Source organism: Flavobacterium fructosi (genome assembly GCF_042787335.1).
Taxonomy (GTDB): Bacteria; Bacteroidota; Bacteroidia; order Flavobacteriales; family Flavobacteriaceae; genus Flavobacterium; species Flavobacterium fructosi.
The window spans coordinates 97,244-120,499 of record NZ_JBHZQA010000008.1; the positions used below are offsets into that span (position 1 = coordinate 97,244).

Below are 23,256 nucleotides of genomic sequence, written 5' to 3' on the forward strand. Positions count from 1 at the left end.
TGATTTAAACTTTCTCCATTACATCCAAATCTACCTTCAAATTCTTGATGATAAACTCTTGTCGGTCCGGAGTGTTTTTACCCATATAAAAAGACAACAATTGCTCAATCGAAGTATTTTTATCCATCATAATCGGATCTAAACGAATGGTTTCTCCAATGAAATTTTTGAATTCATCTGGAGAAATTTCTCCCAATCCTTTAAATCGAGTGATTTCCGGTTTTGGTTTTAATTTTTCGATTGCCGCTTTTCTTTCCTCATCAGAATAACAATATATTGTTTCTTTCTTATTTCGAACTCTGAAAAGTGGCGTTTGCAAAATATACAAATGCCCTTCTTTTATTAACTCCGGAAAAAACTGCAGGAAAAAAGTAATTAATAACAATCGAATATGCATTCCATCGACATCGGCATCAGTTGCAATTACGATGTTGTTGTACCGCAATTTTTCTAATCCATCTTCAATATCAAGTGCAGCTTGCAATAAATTAAATTCTTCATTTTCATAAACAATTTTCTTACTCATTCCATACGAATTCAAAGGCTTACCACGTAAACTAAATACGGCTTGAGTATTTACATCCCGCGATTTGGTAATCGACCCGGAAGCCGAATCTCCCTCCGTAATAAAAAGCGTACTTTCCAGATTTTTAGGATTTTTAGTATCCGGAAGATGAGCACGGCAATCCCTTAATTTCTTATTATGCAGATTTGCTTTTTTGGCACGATCTGTCGCTAATTTTCGAATACCGGATAATTCTTTACGCTCTCGCTCGGCTTGAAGAATTTTTCTCAACAATGCTTCTGCAGTTGGAGGATTCTTATGTAAATAATTATCTAATTTCGTTTTTACAAAATCATTTATAAAAGTACGCACAGATGGCATCCCCGGATCAGAGCCCATATCTGTCGAACCCAATTTGGTCTTCGTTTGCGACTCAAAAACCGGTTCCATTACTTTGATGCTAATCGCTGTAACAATCGATTTTCGAACATCTGAAGCTTCGAAACTTTTATTATAAAACTCTCTAATGGTTTTTACAATCGCTTCACGATACGCCGCTAAGTGCGTTCCTCCTTGCGTTGTGTTTTGTCCGTTTACGAAGGAATGGTATTCTTCGCTGTACTGTGTCTTGCTGTGAGTTAACGCAATTTCTATATCCTCGCCTTTCAAATGAATGATTGGATATTCCAAATCATCAGCATGAATGGTTTCTTCCAACAAATCTTTCAGACCATTTTCAGAAAAATATTTTTCGCCATTAAATAAAATAGTTAAACCATTGTTTAAGTAACAATAATTTTTGAGCATTTTGATTACATATTCATATCTGAATTTGTAATTTTTGAAAATCGCTTCGTCAGGAGTAAAAATTACTTTAGTTCCTTTGCGCTTACTTGTATCAATAATATCTTCTTCGAGAACTAAGTTCCCTGCCGAAAATTCAGCCGCTTTTTGTTTCTCATCGCGAACGGATTCTACACGGAAATAATTAGACAAAGCATTTACCGCTTTTGTTCCTACTCCATTTAAACCAACGGATTTCTTAAATGCCAAAGAATCGTATTTTCCACCCGTATTCATTTTGGACACTACATCAATGACCTTTCCCAATGGAATTCCACGACCGTAATCTCTAACAGTAACGGTTTTGTCTTTAATAGTCACCTCGATTGTTTTACCGGCACCCATGACAAATTCATCGATACAGTTGTCGAGAACTTCTTTTAAAAGAATGTAAATACCATCATCTGGCGAAGAACCATCTCCCAATTTCCCGATGTACATTCCGGGACGCATGCGAATATGTTCTTTCCAGTCGAGTGACCGAATATTATCTTCGGTATATTGATTTTGATCGGACATTGTAAATTTTGTGGATTTGGTGCTAATGTAGTGTAATTCAATAAAATTTAAAATAGGAAACCTTCAAAGTTATCAAGAATGATATTGACATTCCTAAATTGAAAGATTTAAAGATTGAAAATTAAACGATTGAAAAATTCTTAATAATTTCTTTCAATTGATTATCTAATTCCGGATTTGAAATTTTTCCGTTTTCGACATCAAAATTAGCATCAAAACTAGGTAGTGAAAAAGTTGCTTTTATATTCCCGCCGTAAAAAGGAAAAGCATTTTTAGCGATTCCTAAAACACTTGCTCCTCCTTTTGCTCCTGTTGAAGTAGCCATTAGCAACATTGGTTTTTTCTGAAAAACTTTCGCATTTATTCTGGTACACCAATCAAAAATATTCTTAAAAGCCGCAGAATAATTACCGTTATTTTCCACCATCGAAACTACTAAAATGTCCGCTGAAGCCATTTTAGCCAGGAATATTTTGGCTAATTCATGCTGCCCAATTTCTTTTTCTATATCTACACTAAAAATCGGCATTTGAAAATCATTTAAATCCAATACTTCAACTAACGCATTTTCAAAAAGATATGCTGCATACGTAGCTAATTTTTTGTTGATGGAGTTTTTACTGGGGCTTGCGCCAAAGGCAATAATTTTCATGATAATTAGTTTTTATTAAAAGTAGTAAAAATAAAATAGCAACAAAACTATTAGCCACTGATTCACCGATTACGAAACAAATAAGAAAAAACGCAATTTCATTTTCCACTAAAGCGATTTTACCCCAGATTGAAACGAAAAGCATTTTTTAGATCCATCTTATTTTTTCTTGATAAAAAAGTGCGAACAGAGGAAGCTCCTTTTTTGTCTTAGAAAAAAGAGATTGATGGAAAAATCTTGAAGTGTAAAGCTGGAATAGGTACAAAAAAAGTCGAAAGTTATGGCTAACTTTCGACTTTATGACTTTATGACTGCTTTAGACGTTAAATCTAAAATGCATTACATCGCCATCTTTTACAATATATTCTTTTCCTTCTACCTTGAATTTTCCTGCTTCTTTACATTTTGCTTCTGAACCATAATGAACGAAATCTTCGTAAGCAATAACTTCGGCGCGGATGAATCCTTTTTCGAAATCAGTGTGAATAACTCCTGCAGCTTGTGGCGCAGTTGCCCCAATATTTATAGTCCAGGCACGAACTTCTTTAACTCCCGCGGTAAAATAAGTTTGTTGTTTTAATAATTTGTAAGCTGCACGAATCAATACAGAAGCTCCTGGCTCCGTCAATCCCATATCTTCCAGAAAGACCTGACGTTCTTCGTAGCTCTCTAACTCCGTAATATCAGCTTCAGCGCCAACCGAAAGAATAATTACTTCCGCGTCTTCATCTTTCACTAATTCGCGAACCTGATCAACATATTTATTTCCGTTAACCGCTGAATTTTCATCAACATTACAAACATACAAAACTGGTTTTGCTGTAATCAACTGAAAACCTTCCATTAAAACCTCTTCGTCGTTGTTTTGAGGAACAACTATTCTAGCCGATTTTGCCTGAAGTAATGTTTCTCTAATTCGATCTAAAAGAGCTTTCTCTGTTTGTGCTTCTTTATTTCCTGTTTTGGCAGCACGATTTACTTTTTCTAAACGTTTTTCAACATTTTCTAAATCTTTCAACTGCAGCTCAATATCAATGGTTTCTTTGTCACGAATTGGGTTTACATTGCCATCAACGTGAACAATGTTATCATTGTCAAAACAACGCAAAACGTGAATAATTGCATTGCATTCTCTGATATTTCCCAAAAACTGATTTCCTAGCCCTTCTCCCTTACTTGCTCCTTTAACTAAACCTGCAATATCTACAATATCTACGGTTGCCATTTGCACACGTTCCGGTTTAACCAATTCCTCCAATTTTTCGATTCTGGCGTCTGGCACATTAACTACACCTATATTAGGTTCGATTGTACAAAAAGGAAAGTTAGCACTTTGCGCCTTTGCATTTGATAAACAATTGAATAATGTTGATTTTCCAACATTTGGTAATCCTACAATTCCTGCTTTCATGATATTTTTGTTTCAGATAACAGTCGCCTGTTAAAAGTTTTTACTATTTACTTTAAAAGTTTGCAAATATAAGATTTAATAAATGCCGTAAAACCAAAAAGCATTATTAATCCATTTTTTAATAACTATTTTATAAAAAAATAGCGTATTTGCTAATGTTTTGTTAAAAAAAAATTATATTGCACCCGATTTCAAACAAAAACCAAACCAAACAACTAATTATGAAAAAAATTGCATTATTATTATTTCTATTAAACGTCACGTTTCTTTTTGCACAAAAAGATATCTCTGGTGTTGTAAAGGATAATTCTGGCTCGGCGCTACCAGGCGTTAACATTATCGAAAAAGGAACAAACAACGGTGTCTCAACAGATATCGATGGCGCATACAAAATTAAGGTTAAAGACGGAGCCACTTTGGTATTCAGTTATGTTGGATTTTCTAAATTGGAAAAAGCAGCAACAAGCTCAACAATTAATATTGTTTTATCTGAAGAAGGTGGACAAGCTTTAGATGAAATTGTGGTTACAGGAACAAGAACTGCTCCTAGAAGTAACACTACAACGGCTCTTCCTATTGATGTAATCTCTGCAAAAGATTTAGCATCAACCGGGCAAGCTTCTTTTGATAAAGCATTGCAATATAAAATACCATCTTTTAACACGGTTCAAACGCCTGTAAATGATGCAACTTCATTGCTTGATCCATACGAAATTAGAAACTTAGGGCCAAGTAGAACGCTTATTCTTATCAATGGTAAACGTAAAAACATGAGCTCATTGCTTTACACACAAACCTCTCCGGGACGTGGTGAAACAGGAGCTGATATATCGGCGATACCTCAAGACGCTATCGAAAGAGTAGAGATTCTTCGCGATGGTGCATCTGCTCAATATGGATCTGATGCAATTGCTGGGGTAATGAATATTATTTTGAAGAAAAGCACTAATGGAGGTTCTGCAACACTAAGGACAGGTATCACTGGAAAAGGTGATGGAGAAATGATCGGTATAAGCATCAACAATGGCTCTACAGTAGGAGACAAAGGTTTTGTGAATTATACTGTAGATTTTTCTAAAGTTCAATTAGCGAACAGACCAGGTATATTAAACGCACAAGATGAATCTGATTATTGGGGTGTGCCATTGGCTACAACTCAAGCATTTCTGGCTAAAAAACCAGACGGAGGAAACGTTAATGGTTCTCCAGAAACAGCAGCAGCTAAATTTGAAGTTAACGGTGGAAGCGATTTAAGTGAAAATTCAAAAATTTATTACAATGCGGCATACGTTTATAAAAAAGTAAATTCATTTGCAAATTACAGAGCTCCTTATTGGAGAACAGTTGCAGATATGCCATATCTTGCAAGCTTATTTGGAAATGGAACTGCTGCATCATATTTAGGTTATGTTCCTACTTTTATTGGTGACTTAAATGACTACAATGCAACTTTGGGTTACAAGAATGTGACTAATGGCTGGAACACAGATGCCAGTGTTACTATTGGTGGTAACAAACAAATTTATACGGTTACTAATTCTCAAAACAGATCGAAGGATTCTAATGGTAATTTCATTTATGCTCAAAATCCAAACATTTATACTGGACAAACTACATTCCGTCCTGGGGGAACATCCTTCAATCATCTTGTTGGAAATATAGATATTTCAAAAGTTTTAACAGATAAAGTAAGTATTGGTTTTGGAACGGAGTTTAGAACAGAAAATTTTGAAGTTATTGCCGGCGACAAACAATCTTATGATGGTATGGGAGCAGATTCTTTTCAAGGAAATGACCCTGCTAACTCAGGAAAATTTAACCGTTACAACCTAGGTGCTTACTTAGATATCGCGGTTGATTTTACGGAAGACTTCCTTGTAAACGGTACTGTTCGTCATGAAGATTATAGCGATTTTGGAGCTGCAAATGTTTGGAAATTAAGTTCTAGATACAAATTTGCTGATGACAAATTTACGTTGAGAGGTTCGCTTTCTACCGGATTTAGAGCGCCATCTTTACACCAAATTTATACTGAAAAATCACAGTCAACTTTTTCTGGTGGTGCAATTGCTGTTACGGGAATCATAAGCAATGTGTCGACAGCTGCTAGATCTCTTGGAGTGCCTAAACTTACTGCTGAAAAATCAAACAATTTAACTTTAGGATTTGGATTTAAACCTACAAAAAATTTCAACTTTACTCTAGATTATTATAACATTAAAGTAAAAGACAGAATTGTATTAGGAAACTTAGTAAACGGGCAAGCTTATTTCGTTAATGCAATCGATTCAAGAACTGCCGGACTTGACTTTGTTGCCGGATATCGAAATATCATGTTGGGAACTGGAAAATTAGCGCTTAACTTATCCGGAAACTACACCCTAGTGAACGAAAGAGTTGGATCTGTAAAAAACCCTGCAAGTGTAACAGCACTTCCTGGAAACCAAACTGTCTTCAATGCTACACAAGATGCATTAATGTTTACCTCTAGACCAAAATTCAAATATATTTTTGGAGGAGATTACGAAATTGGTAAATTTAATTTCTCTTTGAACAATACTGTTTTTGGACCAACAAAATTCAAAAATGCTGATTATTCAGATCCAGGATTGTCTACAGAATTTGAAACAAAAATGGTTACTGATTTAGGTGTTAATTTTAATGCAACAAAAAGCTTATCTTTAGCTTTAAACGTTAATAACATTTTTAATGTAATACCAAAATACAAAATAACATCTGACGGTTCTGCATCTGCAAATGCAATTGTAAATAACCCTGCATTGCTTCACGCTCAGGATATGAACATCACTTTTGATGGTCGTTACAACACAATGAGTTATGATGGATTTCATTTTAGTCAATTAGGAACTATGTTTAATTTATCTTTGAATTATAAATTCTAATTCATCTTTTGAATAGTTTCAAAAAGGACTGTCTTATGACAGTCCTTTTTTTATATCCTATTTTCACATCCTATTTTTGCTTAATTTTATACTATATATAAAAATCATGATAAATTTATATAACGGCAAAATGGCGGCAATTTTTGATGCTATGTACCAAACCTTCATCGATTATGATGAAGAACATCATTTTTACAATAGTTTGATCAAAGAAAACAATTGTAAAACTATTCTGGAAATAGGCAGTGGAACAGGAAATTTAGCGAAACGATTTCAAGAAAATCATCAGCAATATATAGGACTAGACTATAGTAAAAGTATGATTGCTATTGCCAAAGAAAGAAATGAAAACTGCCATTTTATTCATGGAGACATGCGAGATTTCCAACTTGAAACCCCTGTGGATTCAATACTAATTACTGGAAGATCTACCAGTTATATGATTACAAATGAAGATATCAACAATACTTTTGAATCCATTTATAAAAATTTAAAAAGCAGCGGAATTGTTATTTTTGACTTTATAGATGCCAATCGATTTATCCCTTATATTAAAGAGAATCCTGGTATTATTCATGAGGCAAAATATGAAGGAATCAATTACCACAGAAACAGCAACTGGAAAACAACTTCAGCAGAAAATTTCATGTTAGAGTGGACTGCCCAATATTATACCGTTAAGGATGACGAACAAGAAATAATAGCAGATGACTTCTCTACTGTTCGTGTATTTACTTTAAATGAAATGCAATTGTTTCTATATTTAAACGGTTTCGAAATAATTAAAACTATTGATCGAAAAACATATGCTTACGATACCTATGTTATTGTGGCCTGCAAAAAATAGTGAAGATCCTGAATTTACACTCAGGATTCTTTGTGTGTGAATATTGTAAATTTTCATGTGAATTATACAACAAACTTAAAGTCAACACACTATATCTTTATAGCTTACAAATTATTAAAATTAGATACTATGAAAACTATAATGTTAGGTGTTGCAGCTTTTTTATTTACCTTAAATATTCAAGCTCAAAATACAAATGTAAAATCAGAGGTTAAAACCAATACTACAACAACTAAAGATTTTCAAGGCGCTAAAAAAATAATTAAAAGTCAGGAAATCAAAGAAGTACAAAATGTTGAATTGAAAGATGCTGATTCAAATGTTTTAAATAAGGATATTAAAGAAAGCCCGATCCAAGTAACGGCAACTACAGCTGTCACTGCAAACGGCGTCACAAGAGTTATTGAAGTTGACAGATCAGCTTATTACAATTTAGACGGAAAAAAATATCAGGTAACTACTGACAAAAGTGGCTATACTATGTTTTTACCAGATGGTAAAAAAGCGGCAGTTCTAAGAAAAACATCAAATAACAACTACATCTTCAGAACAAAAACTGCTACTTCATATGGTTATTTTGACGCCAATGGAAATCTAGTTTTAGAAACATACGATGATAAAACCGATAAAGTAACGGTGACTACTTATGTTATTGTCAAATAATTAAGAAACAATACCCTTCAATAAAAAAATCCTGAGTGAAATCAGGATTTTTTTTATATTTTAAATACAAGTTGTATTTATTCGTTGTGTAAAAATACTTGTCTGTTAAGCAACGTTTCTTCCGTTTCTACATGATTATCATCTGGAATACAACAGTCTACTGGACAAACAGCAGCACATTGTGGTTCATCATGAAATCCTTTACACTCGGTACATTTTCCTGGAACGATGTAATAAACTTCATCTGAAATTGGCGTTTGAGCTTCGTCAGAATCAACTTCTGTACCATCAGGCAAAATTACTTTTCCTTTAAGCTTGGTTCCATCTTTATATCTCCAATCGTCCGCTCCTTCGTATATTGCTGTATTTGGGCACTCGGGTTCACAAGCACCACAATTTATACATTCATCAGTTATTATAATTGCCATCGTTTTATAGTTTTAAAGTCATACTGTCGAAAGTCGAATGTCAAATATTCTTTTGACGGTAGGACTTTTGACTTTCGACATTATTATGCTTATTTTTGTGCAAAATTACAATCAAAACTATTCATAAGCAAACATTATGACATTAGAAACAAAAAAAAGTGTTTTTGTTGAATTAGGAAAATTCTTAAGTCAATTTTCTGAAGATAATACTATTAAAAAAAATACCGTTTTACTTAACGATTTTTTCTTTGATGATTTTATTGCTTTAATAAAACTATCGCAATCTCATAATGGCTGGTACACACCGGAACAAGTCTATTATTCGATTCATTCCTGGTCAGAAGCGCTTACTGAAGAAAATTTAAACCAATGGCTATCCGCGTATGATTTTAAAATCGATAAATCTAAAAACATTGCTTTAATCCTTGCAGGAAATATTCCGTTAGTTGGTTTTCATGATTTTTTGTCGGTATTGATTTCAGGCCATAAAGTATTGGTTAAAACTTCCTCGAATGATCAACATTTATTGCCTTTTTTGGCTAAATATATTATAGCTATTGAACCTGAATTAGCCAATAATATACACTTTGTAGATGGAAAACTAGAAAATTTTGATGCAGTCATAGCAACCGGAAGCAATAACACTGCACGTTATTTTGAATATTATTTTAAAGATAAACCTTCCATAATACGAAAAAGCAGAAACTCAGTTGCTGTCTTGACTGGAAAGGAAACCAAAGAACAACTTACAGCGCTTGGTGAAGATATTTTTAGATATTTTGGTTTAGGATGCCGTAATGTATCTAAACTTTTTGTCCCGAAAGACTATTCTTTCGTTGCTTTTTTTGAAGCGATTTTCGAATATCAAGATGTTGTTCATTATGAAAAATATGCCAATAATTACGATTATAACAAAGCCGTTTTCCTGATGAGCAATTTTAAATTATTAGATAATGGATTTTTGACCTTGAAAGAAGATAAAAGTCACGCGTCGCCTATTTCAAGTGTTTTCTATGAATACTATGAAAATATAAATGATTTACAACTGCGATTACAATCAGAAAGTCAGCAAATACAATGCATTATAAGTGATTCTGTTATAGAAAACAGCCTTAATTTTGGACAAACTCAAAAACCTGCATTATGGGATTATGCGGATAACGTGGACACTATATCGTTTTTGTTAACAACATAGTCAAAAATTGTTTAATTATTGCGAATTATTTAACGATTTTTAAACTCCTATTGCCGAAATTTGCATCTTAATTTTTTGGACTTAAACTACACCATGAAAAAACACAACTACAGCGCGGGACCTTGTATTTTACCACAAGAAGTTTTTGAAAAATCAGCACAAGCTATTTTAAATTTCAACAATTCTGGGTTATCAATTTTAGAAATTTCTCACAGAAGCAAAGACTTCGTTGCCGTTATGGATGAGGCAAGAGCTCTTGTTATTGAACTTTTAGGCCTTGAAGGAAAAGGATATCAAGCTTTATTTCTTGCTGGCGGAGCTAGTTTAGAATTTATAATGGCTCCTTATAACTTGATGAAAGAAGGCGGGAAATCTGCTTATCTAGATTCAGGAACTTGGGCAACAGCAGCTATAAAAGAAGCAAAATTATTTGGTGATACGGTTGTTGTCGCTTCATCAAAAGAAGAAAATTACAATCATATTCCAAAAGGATATACAGTACCAGCAGATGCTGATTATTTCCATTGTACTAGTAACAATACCATTTTTGGTACACAAATGAAGGAATTTCCATCACTTGATATGCCAATCGTATGCGATATGAGTTCTGATATATTTTCAAGAGAATTGGATTTTTCTAAATTTGATTTGATTTATGCAGGAGCTCAAAAAAATATGGGTCCGGCAGGAACTACCTTAGTTGTTGTTAAAGAAGAAATTTTGGGTAAAAATAATAGAGTAATCCCAAGCATGTTGGATTATACTAAGCATATCAAAGCAGAAAGTATGTATAACACTCCACCTGTTTTCCCAGTTTACGCATCGTTATTGACTTTACAATGGTTGAAAAACCTTGGAGGTGTTGCTGCAATTGAAAAAATAAATAATGCGAAAGCAGCATTACTTTATGGAGAAATTGACAGAAACCCATTATTCAAAGGAGCGGCTGCTGTTGAAGATCGTTCTAACATGAATGCTACTTTCTTATTAAATGATGCTGCTCACGCAGAAACATTTGATGCCATGTGGAAAGCTGCTGGAATATCAGGATTACCTGGTCACCGTTCAGTAGGTGGTTACAGAGCTTCCATGTACAATGCGCTTCCATTAGAAAGTGTTCAAGTATTAGTTGATGTAATGAAAGAATTGGAAAAAAACATGTAATAATTTAAGAATTGAAGATTTAATAATTATAAAAATCAATTAGTAAATCTTTCAATTAAAATTACACTTTAAAATTATAAAATCCTGATTGAATCTTTAAATCATTTAATTTTTCAATCTTTAAATTAAAACATAAATGAAAGTATTAGCCAATGACGGAATTTCTAAAAGTGGAATTCTAGCTTTAGAAAAAGGTGGATTTGAAGTTATAACTACAAAAGTAGCACAAGAACAAGTGGCTAACTTTGTAAATGAAAACAATGTAAGCGTTGTTTTGGTGCGTAGTGCTACCAAAGTTCGTAAAGATATCATCGACGCATGCCCAGGATTAAAAATTATTGGTCGTGGTGGTGTAGGTATGGATAATATTGATGTGGACTATGCTAAAAGCAAAGGAATTCACGTAATCAATACTCCTGCTTCTTCATCAGAATCAGTAGCAGAACTAGTTTTTGCACATTTATTTTCTGGCGTACGTTTTTTACATGACTCGAACAGAAATATGCCTCTTGAAGGAGATACAAACTTTGAAGGTTTGAAAAAAGCATATGCTAACGGAATCGAGTTAAGAGGAAAAACTCTTGGTGTTGTAGGAATTGGACGCATTGGTCAAGCTACTGCTAAAATCGCATTAGGTTTAGGCATGAAAGTGATTGCTGCTGATATGTTTATCCCACAAGTTGACGTTAAAGTTGAATTTTTTGACGGTCAATCTATCACAACATCTATCGTTTCTCAATCATTGGAATCTTTATTCAAAGAAGCTGATTTCATAACATTACACGTTCCTGCTCAAGATGGTTACATCATTGGGGAGGCAGCATTAGCTATCATGAAAGACGGCGTAGGTATTGTAAACTGTGCGCGTGGTGGTGTTATTGATGAAGTAGCATTAGTAAAAGCATTAGATAGCGGAAAAGTATTGTTCGCTGGATTGGATGTTTTTGAAAACGAGCCAACGCCGGAAATGACTATTTTGATGAACCATAAAATCTCAATGACTCCACACATTGGAGCTGCAACAGGAGAAGCACAAGATAGAATTGGTACTGAATTAGCTTCACAAATTATCAGTATATTGGGCTAGCATTTTTGTATTAAATAGTAAAAAGGGATTTATTGACATTGTTCAATGAATCCCTTTTTTATAGATTTTATTTTTTTGGTTGGCAGATTCATTTTGTGTTTTTTAATTCCAACCAATTGATAATTAATTTTTTAGTACAAAAACAACAGTAAAGATTTATTTTTGTAACTTTATAAATCATTTCTGTCATGAAAAATAGCGTTTATATACTAGCAATTATTTTAGTTTCCCTTTATAGTTGTAAAACTTCAACATCCCCTTTTTCAAAAACAGATAAAACAATTCCTACTCAAAGTGACACTGTTAGAATTGCCAACGATAAACTCCAATATGAAGTCATAATCATCGACCCTGGTTTCAGCACTTGGCTTTATTCAAGAGCTTTTCCCAGAGGGTATCACTCCCAAAACTACTTAGAAAACAAAAATCAATTTTACGTTAGCGAGTGGAACAGCCGCGTTTTACAACCACAACGATATGACCCTAATCTTTATGAAATGACTATCAACTATGATTCTAACATTGATTATGGTTATGAAGTGAACTATTTGATTTATAATTACTTTATTTATTTTCAAAACACCTACAAACAAAGACTCTTTGGTACTGTTCCCTCAAGATAATGTCACTATATTTGTAATCATTATAAATAAAGATGAGCGATTTAAAAAAACGTTGGGGAATTGAAACCAATTTCCAACTCACAATTATATTTATTGTTTTTGCAATTACTGGTTCGGCTTCAGCCTGGTTATCAAAGCCATTTTGTTTTTGGCTCGGAATTACAAAATCAGACTTAGGTTATTGGTTCACTCCCGTTAGACTATTATTGATTTTTCCAATATACCAAGTGCTTTTAGTACTAATCGGATTTGTTTTCGGACAATTCAAATTTTTTTGGGCATTCGAAAAAAAGATGCTAAAACGAATGGGATTCGGATTTTTTTTTAAAGAATAAAAAAACGCTTCAATTATGAAGCGTTTTTGTTTTTTAACCAATAATTATAAATCCAAGTCAAGGTAAATGTGGGAATAACATCCGAAAATGGCAAGATTTCTTCCAGAAAAGTAACTACTCCACCCACTTTCCCAACCATTCCTTTATACATTGTTGTCATTAAATAACCGGCAATGGGAGCCCAAACCACATCAGAGAATTCTCCGACAAATGGAACAGTAAACGATAACATTCCTATGGCATCAAATAATATCCCTAGGAAAAAATTTCTTTTTTTATTATCTGTTTTGCCAATTTGTACTTTTTTCATTATTCTGTTTTAGAACTATTTATACAAATCTAATGCCAATTAATTTTTGATTTTGTCTTTGAAAATCTTCTTCAATTTTTCTACTTTTGGCGTAATTACATAACTGCAATATCCTTGTAATTTATTTTGATTGTAATAATTTTGATGATAATCCTCGGCTTCATAAAATAATGTAGCTGGTGAAACTACGGTAACAATTGGTTCCCCAAACGTATTTTCTCTAGTCATTAAAGCAATATATGCTTCGGCTAAATCTTTCTGATTTTCATTATTATAGAAAATTTCGCTTCGGTATTGTGTACCAACATCATTTCCTTGGCGGTTCAAAGTAGTGGGATCATGCGTTGCGAAAAATATTTCCAACAGTTCACCAAAACTTATTTTGCTAGGATCAAAAGTAATTTGAATCGCTTCAGCGTGACCAGTGTCTCCATTGCAAATAGCCGCATAAGTTGGATTAATTGTATCTCCACCTATATATCCCGAAACCACCGTTTTCACTCCATTTAATTCTAAAAAAACTGCTTCAGTACACCAAAAACAACCGCCGGCAAAAGTGGCAACTTCTAATTCGTTTTGTAATTCCATATTTATTGTTTTTCTAATTTTTCACAAAAAGACGTGGCTGTATCACTTTGCATACAAATAGTTTGAAAATCAAATTTAATATAATATTTGAAACTGATTATTCCATATTAACTAAAGTTTATAATTTGTCGAAAGGAAATATCTATTGCATCCATTTAATAATCACTAAAATCTTTGTTTCTTTGTGAAAATAGTTTCAAAATGATACATGCCAAAAATTTACATAAATATTACGATCAACTTCATGTCTTGAAAGGGGTTGACTTACACATAAAAAAAGGAGAAATTGTTTCTATCGTGGGTGCTTCGGGAGCAGGAAAAACGACACTATTGCAAATTCTTGGAACGCTCGATAAACCTACAGTTGAAAATGAAATAGAATTACGAATTAATGATAAAGATATTCTGACGATGAATGACAAGACTTTGTCTAAATTCAGAAATTTAAATTTAGGGTTTATTTTCCAATTTCATCAATTACTTCCTGAATTTACGGCGCTCGAAAATGTTTGTATTCCTGCTTTCATTGCCAATAAATCCAAACAAGAAACGGAGATTGAAGCTGAAAAGCTATTAACCTATCTTGGCCTTTCCCATCGAATGAATCACAAGCCTAACGAGCTTTCGGGAGGAGAACAACAACGTGTTGCTGTTGCAAGAGCACTGATCAACAAACCAGCAATCATTTTCGCCGATGAACCTTCCGGAAATTTAGATACTGCATCCGCGGAAAATTTGCATCAGCTATTTTTCAAATTAAGAGATGAATTTGGACAAACTTTTGTCATCGTGACTCACAATGAGGAATTAGCAAATATGGCAGACCGGAAACTAATAATGGTGGACGGATTGATTAGTAACTAGAAAGTTTAAAATTTCAGGTTTAAAGTTTATTTGAAATAAGAACCGTTTTAAACCTTAAACTTGACACAAAAAAGATGAATACTTCTGAACTAAAAGATTTTCTAGACGAAAAAGTAATTCAATATAATAATTTTGATTTTATAGAAAGTGATCCAGTACAAATTCCGCATTTATTTTCTATAAAGGAAGATATTGAAATCGCGGGCTTTCTCAGCGCAACTATTGCTTGGGGAAATCGTAAAATGATTATCAAAAATTCACATCGAATGATGGATTTGATGGGAAATGCACCTTATGATTTTGTTATGTCACATACCGAAAATGATTTACAACGACTAGAAACTTTCGTTCACAGAACTTTTAACGGACAAGATTTTGCCAGTTTTATTAGAAGTTTAAAACATATTTATAAAAATCATGGTGGTCTAGAAACTATTTTTACCCAAGATCAATCTCAAGGAATTGAGACAGCATCAACCCAAAGTAGTATTCATCAATTCAAAAAAATATTCTTTGAAATCCCTCATCAGTATAGAACACAAAAACATATTTCAGATCCTTTTAATAATTCAGCTGCTAAACGTATCAACATGTTCTTAAGATGGATGATTCGACAAGATAATAAAGGCGTTGATTTAGGAATCTGGAAAGGTATTTCACCTGCAGCCTTATCCTGCCCCTTGGACGTCCATTCCGGCAATGTGGCTCGAAAATTAGGTCTGCTGAACAGAAAACAAAATGATGGTAAAGCACTAGCAGAATTGGACTTACAATTACGTATTTTAGATTCTTCCGATCCTGTTAAATACGATTTCGCTCTTTTTGGACTAGGCGTTTTTGAAGGGTTTTAACACTTAATAATAGGTAATGTCTCTAATTATGTATACCTTCGCCCCCCTACTAATTGAATGAGAATTTATGATTTTAAAGATCTTAAAGTTATTATTTGACTATTAAAATAAATGCCCCCTAAATAATGAGAACCTACTTAAGTATTTCTAACAGAAACAGTACTTATTTTACATATGAAATAACGTCAAAAATAAATAGTAATAATCAGTGGATTATTCTATTTAACAAGGCTGTTCATACCAAAAATATAATAGCACTATATATTTTTTTCACAGCACCCTTTCTTTTTATCGCAATTCTGCGTAGTCAGCTTCAATTGCTAATTAACAGCTTCAAAACTGGAAAAGAAACTATGGCATTCCCTATTAACAATGCAAAACAAAAAAACAACCAATACATTCAAATTATTATTTTACAAATTAGATCTTTAAAAAAAAACATCTATCAAGAAAATAATTTAAACAGCTATAATTTCATAAAAGGAATTTATTTTTCCGGATCAATAGCTCTCGAAAGGTTTGCACATCATCCTAATTTTAAAAAAAATATTTTTGCAAAACCAATATGAATGCTATTACGTAGTTAATATAGATGGAGCAATTTAAAAAAATTAAAATCGAAATTTAGGCAAAAAACGAACCTAAAAAGTGCTCCATTTTAAATTTTAGTAATTAAAAAAAATATAAATTCAATCAATATCCATAGCATTACAATTGAAAAAATTACGAAAAAAAAGTACGTGTACAGTTTGCATCGTCTAACTCGAATAACAATTTTTATGTTAGCACCTATAGAAAGAATATCATTACACAATAAGTAATATGAAAAAAATTGTACTCGCAGAAGATAATTCAATGCTTTCGATGTTACTTAAATTTAGATTAGAAAAAGAGGGATATACACTTCTTATAGCAGAAAATGGAAAAGAAACTATTGAATTAATTGAAGAACATAATCCAGAATTAATATTAACTGACATTATGATGCCTTATATAAGTGGATTAGAAGTCATAAGTCATGTTAGAAACAAGTTAAACAATCAAACGCCTATTATTGTGTTTTCAGCGTCTGGACAGGAAGAAATAGTACTTAAAGCTTTCAAATTAGGAGCTACAGATTTCATGAGCAAACCTTTTAGTCCTAATGAATTAGTCAATAGGGTAAAAAAGATTTTACGTTAATTTTTAAATATAAAAGTCCTCTTAAATAGTATGTTAGAATATAATTATTTTATTGAAAAATCACCTTTAATAATCCAAGCGGTTTGGGCCTTTATTGTGATAATAATTTTTTTTATTATAATCATAACTATATATCTGAAATATTTAAGGAACTTTTTAAGAGCAAATGAAAAATTAAAAAATAAAATAGAAAAAGAATATGAAACTTTGGTAATAAATTATTTGTACGCTGGAGATGAAACAGTTGAAATCAGTTCCGAGCAACAATCAATTATTGACCAATTAAAATCAAATATATCTGAAACTTTCAGCAGAACCATTTTAATCTCAACATTACTAAAATTAAGTTATGAAATCTCCGGAGAAATGGCTGAATCTCTTCATAAATTATACATTCACATCGGACTTTTAGATTATTCTTTATCTAAATTAAAAAGTAGAAAATGGAATATTATAGCAGACGGAATTAGAGAACTTACACTTTTTCATGTAAAAGAAGTTCAGGACCAAGTTAAAATCCATATAAACCATCCCAAAACAGAAGTACGTAGTGCCATGCAATTGTACTTAGTCAATCTATTTTATTTTGAAGGTCTTGATTTTTTAAATAATATTACAACCCCAATATCTGAATGGGATCAGATTCAATTATTAGAAGTACTTCAATTACACACTAATCAACGGGTTACAAGCATCAATTTATGGTTAAAATCATCAAATGAATCGGTTGTGTTTTTTGCATTAAAACTTGCAAAAATCTACAATCAATATGGCGTAAAGGATGAGTTAATAGCACTTTTGGACCATAAGAATATAAAAATAAGAATTGATGTTATTCATCTTTTAAGCTATTTAAATATTATTGATGCAAAAATAATTTTAAAAAATAATTTTAAAATTATTTTTTTAGAAGAACAAATTGCTTTTTTTGAAATGATGGAAAATCTATATGAAATGACAGACAAACCCTTTGTCATAGAACATATTCACAATACAAATTTTGAAATCAAATTCTCAGCACTTAAAATTTTAAGAAACTTAAATATTGAAGAGTTTAACCGTTTTAAGAATTTGACAGTAGAACCTGAATTTGTTAGAATTGTAAAATATATAGAATCAAATTAACTCCTTCTAAAATACCGAACATGACGTTTATTATTCATTTTTTATTTTTTCTGTACAGTTTTATGATTATAAGTTCCTATATTATATTAGGTATTATATCTGTATTTGAAACTGTTGAGTATATGAAAAAAAATAAATTCGTTAACTACAATAAAATACTGTCTTCAAATATATCTCCTTCTATTTCAATTATTGCCCCTGCCTATAATGAAAGCTTAAATATTATTGAAAACGTAAGATCATTGCTTTCTTCACATTACGCAAATTATGATGTAATTATTGTAAATGACGGAAGTAAAGATGACAGTCTGGAAAAACTGATTTTAGCCTATAGTTTAATTCCAGTAGATTTTCTTATTAATGCACAAATTCCAACGCAGCCACTAAGAAAGGGGATTTACAAGTCAACAAACCCTGCCTTCGAAAAATTAATTGTTGTTGATAAAGAAAACGGAGGAAAAGCAGATGCCTTGAATATGGGTCTTAATATAAGCACTAACAAATATGTTGCTTGTATTGATGTAGATTGTTTATTAATAGAAGATGCACTGCTAAAATTAGTAAAGCCATTTTTAGAAACAACTGACAGAGATGTTATTGCCGCAGGCGGTGTGATTCGAATTGCCAATTCCTGTGTCATTAAACAAGGTAAATTACTTGATGTTAACCTTCCCGAAAAAATGCTGGAAAAAGGGCAAATTCTAGAATACTTAAGAGCTTTTTTACTTGGTAGAATGGCATGGAGCAGGTTAAATGGATTATTAGTTATATCTGGTGCCTTTGGTTTATTTGATAAAAAAATAGCCATTGAAGTGGGAGGATATGACACAAATACTGTTGGCGAGGATATGGAAATCATTGTTCGCATGAGACGCTATATGGAGGAAAAGAAACTCAAATATAAAGTCGCCTATATTCCAGATCCACTTTGCTGGACAGAAGCTCCTGACAATTACAAAATATTTATTTCTCAAAGAAACAGATGGACGCGAGGAACTATTGAAACACTTCGGAAACATAGAAAAATTGGATTCAATCGAAAATATAGTTCTATGGGGACGCTAAGTTATCCTTATTGGTTTTTGTTTGAAAGAATGGCGCCTATTGTAGAAGTTTTAGGTGTAATATATTTCTCCTATCTTATTTTTCGCAATCAAGTAAGATGGGATTATACCATTGCGTTTATTCTTTTAGCGTATTTATTTACAGTATTATTTTCTATTACAGCGATCATTTCTGAAGAGCTTACCTATCATCAATATAAGAAAAAAGGTACCGGTTTCAAAATGATAATGATTGCTTTTCTTGAACCTTTTGTGATACATCCTTTTATATTGTATGCAGCTATAGCTGGAAATAAAGATTACTATTTCAACAAAAAAAAGAAATGGGGAGCTATGACTCGAAAAGGAATAACCAAAGCTTAAAACTATGTTAAAAAACACATTTAAATGAAGATTAAATTTACTTACCAAAACAGTTTAGAATATATTTATGCAACTGTTTCATTGATGATTATTTTTTGCTTATTAAGTTTGATTGAAGTATTCAAAAATTTTGAAATACAATTATTTGCCTATAAAGTGGTAAACGACTTTTTTACCGGAATACTAATTGGATTAGTATTTTTCCCACTGTATTTAATATTAAAATACATAAAAAATTCGTTCGGAATAATTGTCATTAAGATGCTGTTCTCTATTATAGTTATCATTCAGCTTGCCTTAATAGGGTATAGTCTGACCACTCACGTCAATCTTGGAGCTGACCTTGTTGGCTATTCTTATGACGACATTTACCATACCGTTACAAGCTCTGTATCTATCTCTTTCACATTATTCTTGCCATTTATAGTTATCGTACTTCTTTACTTAGGGCTGAATTGGCTTTTCCATTTATTTGGACATAAAATCAATCCAAAAATTCTACTTATAGTTGTATTCTTTTTTGGGAGTTTAAATTTAATTGCCCGCAGCAATAAACCCGCTTCCCTAAACAAATTAAATTTCTTGTTGAGTGATATCATAAGAACTCAAAATGACAAAGCTATGGCTTCTGAAGGCAACCTTACTTTCAAGAAAGAATTCCCTTTGGAAAAAGCATCAGAAAACACGAAAGATGTATTGGCTCCATTTTTTAACATTCACAAGGAGAAACCAAATGTGGTTTTTATTATTGTTGAAGGGCTCGGTAGTGATTTTATCGATGATGGTGAATATAAAGGCTTCACCCCTTACTTAGACTCCTTGACTACGAAATCACTTTACTGGGAAAATTTCGTAAGTAATGCCGGTCGAACATTCGGTGTATTGCCTTCATTGCTCGGCTCGTTACCGCTTGGAGAAAATGGCTTCATGGAAATGGATCCGCTACCCAAACATAATTCATTGATCAGCATTCTAAAATCAAACGGCTATACTACTTCTTATTACTGTGGAGCAGACTCAAATTTTGACAGAAAAAGAAGTTTTTTAGAATATAATGGTATTGATAACCTAATAGACATCAATAACTTTGGCCCTGAATATGTTGTAACCAAAAAAAACGCCGCTGGTTTCTCGTGGGGATATCCCGATTCTGAGATATTCAGAAAAACATTATCTGAATTAAAAGCTAAAAAAGAGCCTCGATTGGATATCATAATGACACTTAGCAATCACGAACCATTTGAATTCCCTTCCAAAAAAGTGTACTTAGAAAAGGCGCAGCGTATCATAGACAAAAAATCTTATTTTGAAAAAAATAAGATGAGTGAATACAAGGACATATTTGCATCTCTTCTTTACACTGATAATTCTATCCAAAAGTTCATGGAAGCCTATTCTAAAAGACCGGATTATGCAAATACCATTTTTGTAATTACAGGAGATCACCGATTGATTCCGATTCCTCAAAAAGACAATTTATCCCGCTTTCACGTGCCGTTGTACATTTACAGCCCAATGTTGAAGAAAACCGCTAAATTCAAATCCGTTTCTGCACATACGGATGTAACGCCAAGTTTAGTATCTTTTTTGACGAACAATTACAAGTTCAACAAATTGGAAAAAACCACTTGGGTAGGTCAAGGTTTGGACACCGTTAAGGAATTTAGAAATATTCACACCATTCCGTTGATGAGATACAAAGGCAGCATCAATGATTATATTTATAAAGACTATTTTTATTCAGATGGAAGCCTGTTTAAAATTGATGAAAATTTTAATATTAATGAGACGGACGATGATATGATGGAAACGATAACCGCTTCTTTTAACGATTATAAAAAATTGAATGTTTACTTAACCACAAAGAATAAAATTACCAATGTTGCTACCAGCTTTATAAAACCTACGTATGCATTTACACCCGAGCAACATGCGCTAATCAAAAAATTAACAAAAGGATTGGATCCTGATCATATTTTCTTTGTGGCCAGGGATTTAGCATTCAAAAAAGAGCGTGAAAAAGCACGTTTACTATGTAATTATATTTTGAATAAACTCCCTAATTACGGCGATGTAAGAACATTGAAAGGCAGAACATTAGCCTGGGATGGCGATTACAAAAATGCTGAAATAGAATTGCTTGAAGTGGTAAACAGAACCCCATTTTATGTCGACTCTTATTTAGCTTTAATGGATGTATATTGGTGGTCAGGCCAAAATAAGAAAGCGGTCGAAATTGGCAAAAAAGCAATAAGTAATCAAATAAATGATCCTGAATTGGCTTATAAATTAGCTCAGGCTTACAAAAGGATGAATAATTCTAAGGATACAAATAAAACAATTGACAGTATATTAAAAATTTATCCTGAAAATAATAATTACGTAACTTTTAAAAAATCCTTGAAAAAATGATGTCAAAAATAGTGATGAAACTGATTTGTATCGGTACATTTTTAGGTGTCTTACAAATGTCGGGGCAAGAGAAGAAATATAATGGAGATCCAGATACGTCCTTTGAAACAGCCCGTACTTTAGCTTTTAATAACCAACGCAAACAGGCACAGGATACCTTACTTTCTATCCTGACTAAATATCCAGATTATCACGAAATCCGTTCTTTTTTGGCGACCACCTATTCTTGGGATTCTGAGTATAAAAAAGCAAGAAAAGAGTTTGCTTATATTTTAGAAAAAAATTCGAAAAGTAAAGACATATGGATAGCCGCAATTAAGAATGAATCATGGGCAGATATGTCATTTGCAGCTTTAGAAATGACAACCGAAGCTTTGAAAAATTTTCCTGGTGATGCTGAAATTTTGTATTTAAAAGCTAGGGCGCAAGAAAGCACAAACAACCCAATAGAAGCATTAAATACAGTTCAATTTATATTGGATAAAAATCCAGAAGACCAAAAAGCCACAGATTATAAAGTAAGTTTAAATATAAACGCACGTCATAATACCATTGGTATTAATTCAACGGTTGATCTATATTCCTCACTATTTGACCCTATGCAGTATCATACATTCAAATATAGCCGTCAAACAAAATACGGAAGTATCATAGGTAAAGTAAATTTCAATAGAAGATTCCAGGAAAATGGTTTACAATACGAAGTAGATGTCTATCCAAAAATTTCAAAAGGATTCTACGCTTATCTTAATATTGGATTGTCCAATTCATTTCTTTTTCCAGATGTCAGATATGGTGCTGAATTGTACAAATCCTTACCGAAAAGTTTTGAAGTTTCCTTAGGATTCCGAACTTTGAAGTACAGCACAACAACTAACATATATACAGGTTCCATTGGCTGGTACACTGGTAATAGTTATTGGTCATTTCGTCCTTATGTTACGCCTGGTGGAGCCGGAACAAGTACTTCTGGAACCTTATCGTACCGTAAATACCGTAGTGATGCTGATAATTATTTAGGTCTTGCGTTAGGAATTGGATTTTCACCAGAAATAAATCAGTTTAATTTCAGTGGTAACGAAGCTTCAATCCTAAATTTAAAGTCGCAAAAATTTAATTTTGGATATTATTTCACTACGTCAAATAAGCAAAATGCTTGGGGAACACAATTTGCGGTTACCCACCAAGAAATAATATTTGACCCAGGGAATTACTTTTGGATTTATTCACTTAATTTATCTTGGGAATTAAAGTTCAAGTAAAAAATACTGAAAAATTAAATAGTAATTGTAATTTACTGACTCAACATCGTAAATCACTAT

21 protein-coding genes are annotated in these 23,256 nt (G+C 32.6%); 15 read left to right on the forward strand and 6 right to left on the reverse strand.

Annotated elements, in window-relative coordinates:
- Nucleotides 1-4: 4 nt before the first annotated feature.
- The 3 genes from ACFX5D_RS12540 to ychF form a co-directional block, all read right to left on the reverse strand.
- On the reverse strand, nt 5-1,867 hold the full coding sequence (locus ACFX5D_RS12540) for a DNA topoisomerase IV subunit B (protein WP_379858522.1): 1,863 nt from the start codon (nt 1,865-1,867) through the stop codon (nt 5-7).
- A gap of 121 nt (nt 1,868-1,988) precedes the next feature.
- Nucleotides 1,989-2,519 (reverse strand): NADPH-dependent FMN reductase, encoded by a 531-nt coding sequence (locus ACFX5D_RS12545; protein WP_379858523.1) that lies wholly within the window; start codon nt 2,517-2,519, stop codon nt 1,989-1,991.
- A gap of 316 nt (nt 2,520-2,835) precedes the next feature.
- Nucleotides 2,836-3,930, reverse strand: coding sequence for a redox-regulated ATPase YchF (gene ychF, locus ACFX5D_RS12550; RefSeq protein WP_379858524.1), 1,095 nt, complete (start codon nt 3,928-3,930; stop codon nt 2,836-2,838).
- Nucleotides 3,931-4,151: 221 nt separating this feature from the next.
- Here ychF and ACFX5D_RS12555 point away from each other — a divergent pair, with 221 nt between their 5' ends.
- The 3 genes from ACFX5D_RS12555 to ACFX5D_RS12565 all read left to right on the forward strand — a co-directional run bounded on the left by ACFX5D_RS12555 (nt 4,152) and on the right by ACFX5D_RS12565 (nt 8,343).
- Nucleotides 4,152-6,833 (forward strand): TonB-dependent receptor, encoded by a 2,682-nt coding sequence (locus ACFX5D_RS12555; RefSeq protein ID WP_379858525.1) that lies wholly within the window; start codon nt 4,152-4,154, stop codon nt 6,831-6,833.
- Between the two features lie 106 nt (nt 6,834-6,939).
- A complete protein-coding gene (locus ACFX5D_RS12560) occupies nt 6,940-7,680 on the forward strand; it encodes a class I SAM-dependent DNA methyltransferase (protein WP_379858526.1) in 741 nt (246 codons plus the stop codon).
- Between the two features lie 129 nt (nt 7,681-7,809).
- A complete protein-coding gene (locus ACFX5D_RS12565) occupies nt 7,810-8,343 on the forward strand; it encodes a hypothetical protein (RefSeq protein ID WP_379858527.1) in 534 nt (177 codons plus the stop codon).
- A 77-nt stretch (nt 8,344-8,420) separates the two neighbouring features.
- Here the strand turns inward: ACFX5D_RS12565 and ACFX5D_RS12570 are convergent, their stop codons facing one another.
- Complete coding sequence (locus ACFX5D_RS12570; protein WP_379858528.1) at nt 8,421-8,771, reverse strand: 4Fe-4S dicluster domain-containing protein; 351 nt, start codon at nt 8,769-8,771, stop codon at nt 8,421-8,423.
- Between the two features lie 136 nt (nt 8,772-8,907).
- On the opposite strand from ACFX5D_RS12570, the gene ACFX5D_RS12575 reads away from it, so the two are divergent.
- From ACFX5D_RS12575 to ACFX5D_RS12595, 5 genes are all read left to right on the forward strand, one after another.
- Complete coding sequence (locus ACFX5D_RS12575; RefSeq protein WP_379858529.1) at nt 8,908-9,966, forward strand: acyl-CoA reductase; 1,059 nt, start codon at nt 8,908-8,910, stop codon at nt 9,964-9,966.
- Between the two features lie 93 nt (nt 9,967-10,059).
- Nucleotides 10,060-11,130 (forward strand): 3-phosphoserine/phosphohydroxythreonine transaminase, encoded by a 1,071-nt coding sequence (serC, locus tag ACFX5D_RS12580; RefSeq protein ID WP_379858530.1) that lies wholly within the window; start codon nt 10,060-10,062, stop codon nt 11,128-11,130.
- A 136-nt stretch (nt 11,131-11,266) separates the two neighbouring features.
- On the forward strand, nt 11,267-12,217 hold the full coding sequence (locus ACFX5D_RS12585; RefSeq protein WP_379858531.1) for a D-2-hydroxyacid dehydrogenase: 951 nt from the start codon (nt 11,267-11,269) through the stop codon (nt 12,215-12,217).
- Between the two features lie 188 nt (nt 12,218-12,405).
- Nucleotides 12,406-12,840 carry a DUF6146 family protein gene (locus tag ACFX5D_RS12590; RefSeq protein ID WP_379858532.1) on the forward strand — a complete coding sequence of 145 codons (435 nt, stop codon included), beginning with the start codon at nt 12,406-12,408 and terminating at the stop codon, nt 12,838-12,840.
- 32 nt (nt 12,841-12,872) lie between these two features.
- Nucleotides 12,873-13,175 carry a DUF6787 family protein gene (locus ACFX5D_RS12595; protein WP_379858533.1) on the forward strand — a complete coding sequence of 101 codons (303 nt, stop codon included), beginning with the start codon at nt 12,873-12,875 and terminating at the stop codon, nt 13,173-13,175.
- A gap of 13 nt (nt 13,176-13,188) precedes the next feature.
- On the opposite strand, the gene ACFX5D_RS12600 is transcribed toward ACFX5D_RS12595, so the two are convergent.
- Together ACFX5D_RS12600 and msrA are read right to left on the reverse strand one after the other, a co-directional pair.
- On the reverse strand, nt 13,189-13,485 hold the full coding sequence (locus ACFX5D_RS12600; protein ID WP_379858534.1) for a hypothetical protein: 297 nt from the start codon (nt 13,483-13,485) through the stop codon (nt 13,189-13,191).
- Nucleotides 13,486-13,524: 39 nt separating this feature from the next.
- Nucleotides 13,525-14,073 carry a peptide-methionine (S)-S-oxide reductase MsrA gene (gene msrA / locus ACFX5D_RS12605; RefSeq protein WP_379858535.1) on the reverse strand — a complete coding sequence of 183 codons (549 nt, stop codon included), beginning with the start codon at nt 14,071-14,073 and terminating at the stop codon, nt 13,525-13,527.
- 201 nt (nt 14,074-14,274) lie between these two features.
- Here msrA and ACFX5D_RS12610 point away from each other — a divergent pair, with 201 nt between their 5' ends.
- The 7 genes from ACFX5D_RS12610 (at nt 14,275) to ACFX5D_RS12640 (ending at nt 23,196) form a co-directional block, all read left to right on the forward strand.
- Nucleotides 14,275-14,937, forward strand: a complete 663-nt coding sequence (locus ACFX5D_RS12610) for an ABC transporter ATP-binding protein (protein ID WP_379858536.1) — start codon at nt 14,275-14,277, stop codon at nt 14,935-14,937.
- A 74-nt stretch (nt 14,938-15,011) separates the two neighbouring features.
- Nucleotides 15,012-15,788: a TIGR02757 family protein gene (locus ACFX5D_RS12615; RefSeq protein WP_379858537.1), complete on the forward strand. Its 777-nt coding sequence runs from the start codon at nt 15,012-15,014 to the stop codon at nt 15,786-15,788.
- Nucleotides 15,789-16,610: 822 nt separating this feature from the next.
- Nucleotides 16,611-16,970: a response regulator transcription factor gene (locus ACFX5D_RS12620; RefSeq protein WP_073207859.1), complete on the forward strand. Its 360-nt coding sequence runs from the start codon at nt 16,611-16,613 to the stop codon at nt 16,968-16,970.
- A 30-nt stretch (nt 16,971-17,000) separates the two neighbouring features.
- Nucleotides 17,001-18,095 (forward strand): hypothetical protein, encoded by a 1,095-nt coding sequence (locus ACFX5D_RS12625; protein WP_379858538.1) that lies wholly within the window; start codon nt 17,001-17,003, stop codon nt 18,093-18,095.
- Between the two features lie 122 nt (nt 18,096-18,217).
- A complete protein-coding gene (locus ACFX5D_RS12630; RefSeq protein WP_379858539.1) occupies nt 18,218-19,522 on the forward strand; it encodes a glycosyltransferase family 2 protein in 1,305 nt (434 codons plus the stop codon).
- Nucleotides 19,523-19,546: 24 nt separating this feature from the next.
- Complete coding sequence (locus ACFX5D_RS12635; RefSeq protein ID WP_379858540.1) at nt 19,547-21,934, forward strand: sulfatase-like hydrolase/transferase; 2,388 nt, start codon at nt 19,547-19,549, stop codon at nt 21,932-21,934.
- Nucleotides 21,931-23,196 carry a YaiO family outer membrane beta-barrel protein gene (locus ACFX5D_RS12640; RefSeq protein ID WP_379858541.1) on the forward strand — a complete coding sequence of 422 codons (1,266 nt, stop codon included), beginning with the start codon at nt 21,931-21,933 and terminating at the stop codon, nt 23,194-23,196. Before ACFX5D_RS12635 ends, ACFX5D_RS12640 begins: the two co-directional genes overlap by 4 nt.
- The last annotated feature ends 60 nt before the right edge of the window (nt 23,197-23,256 follow it).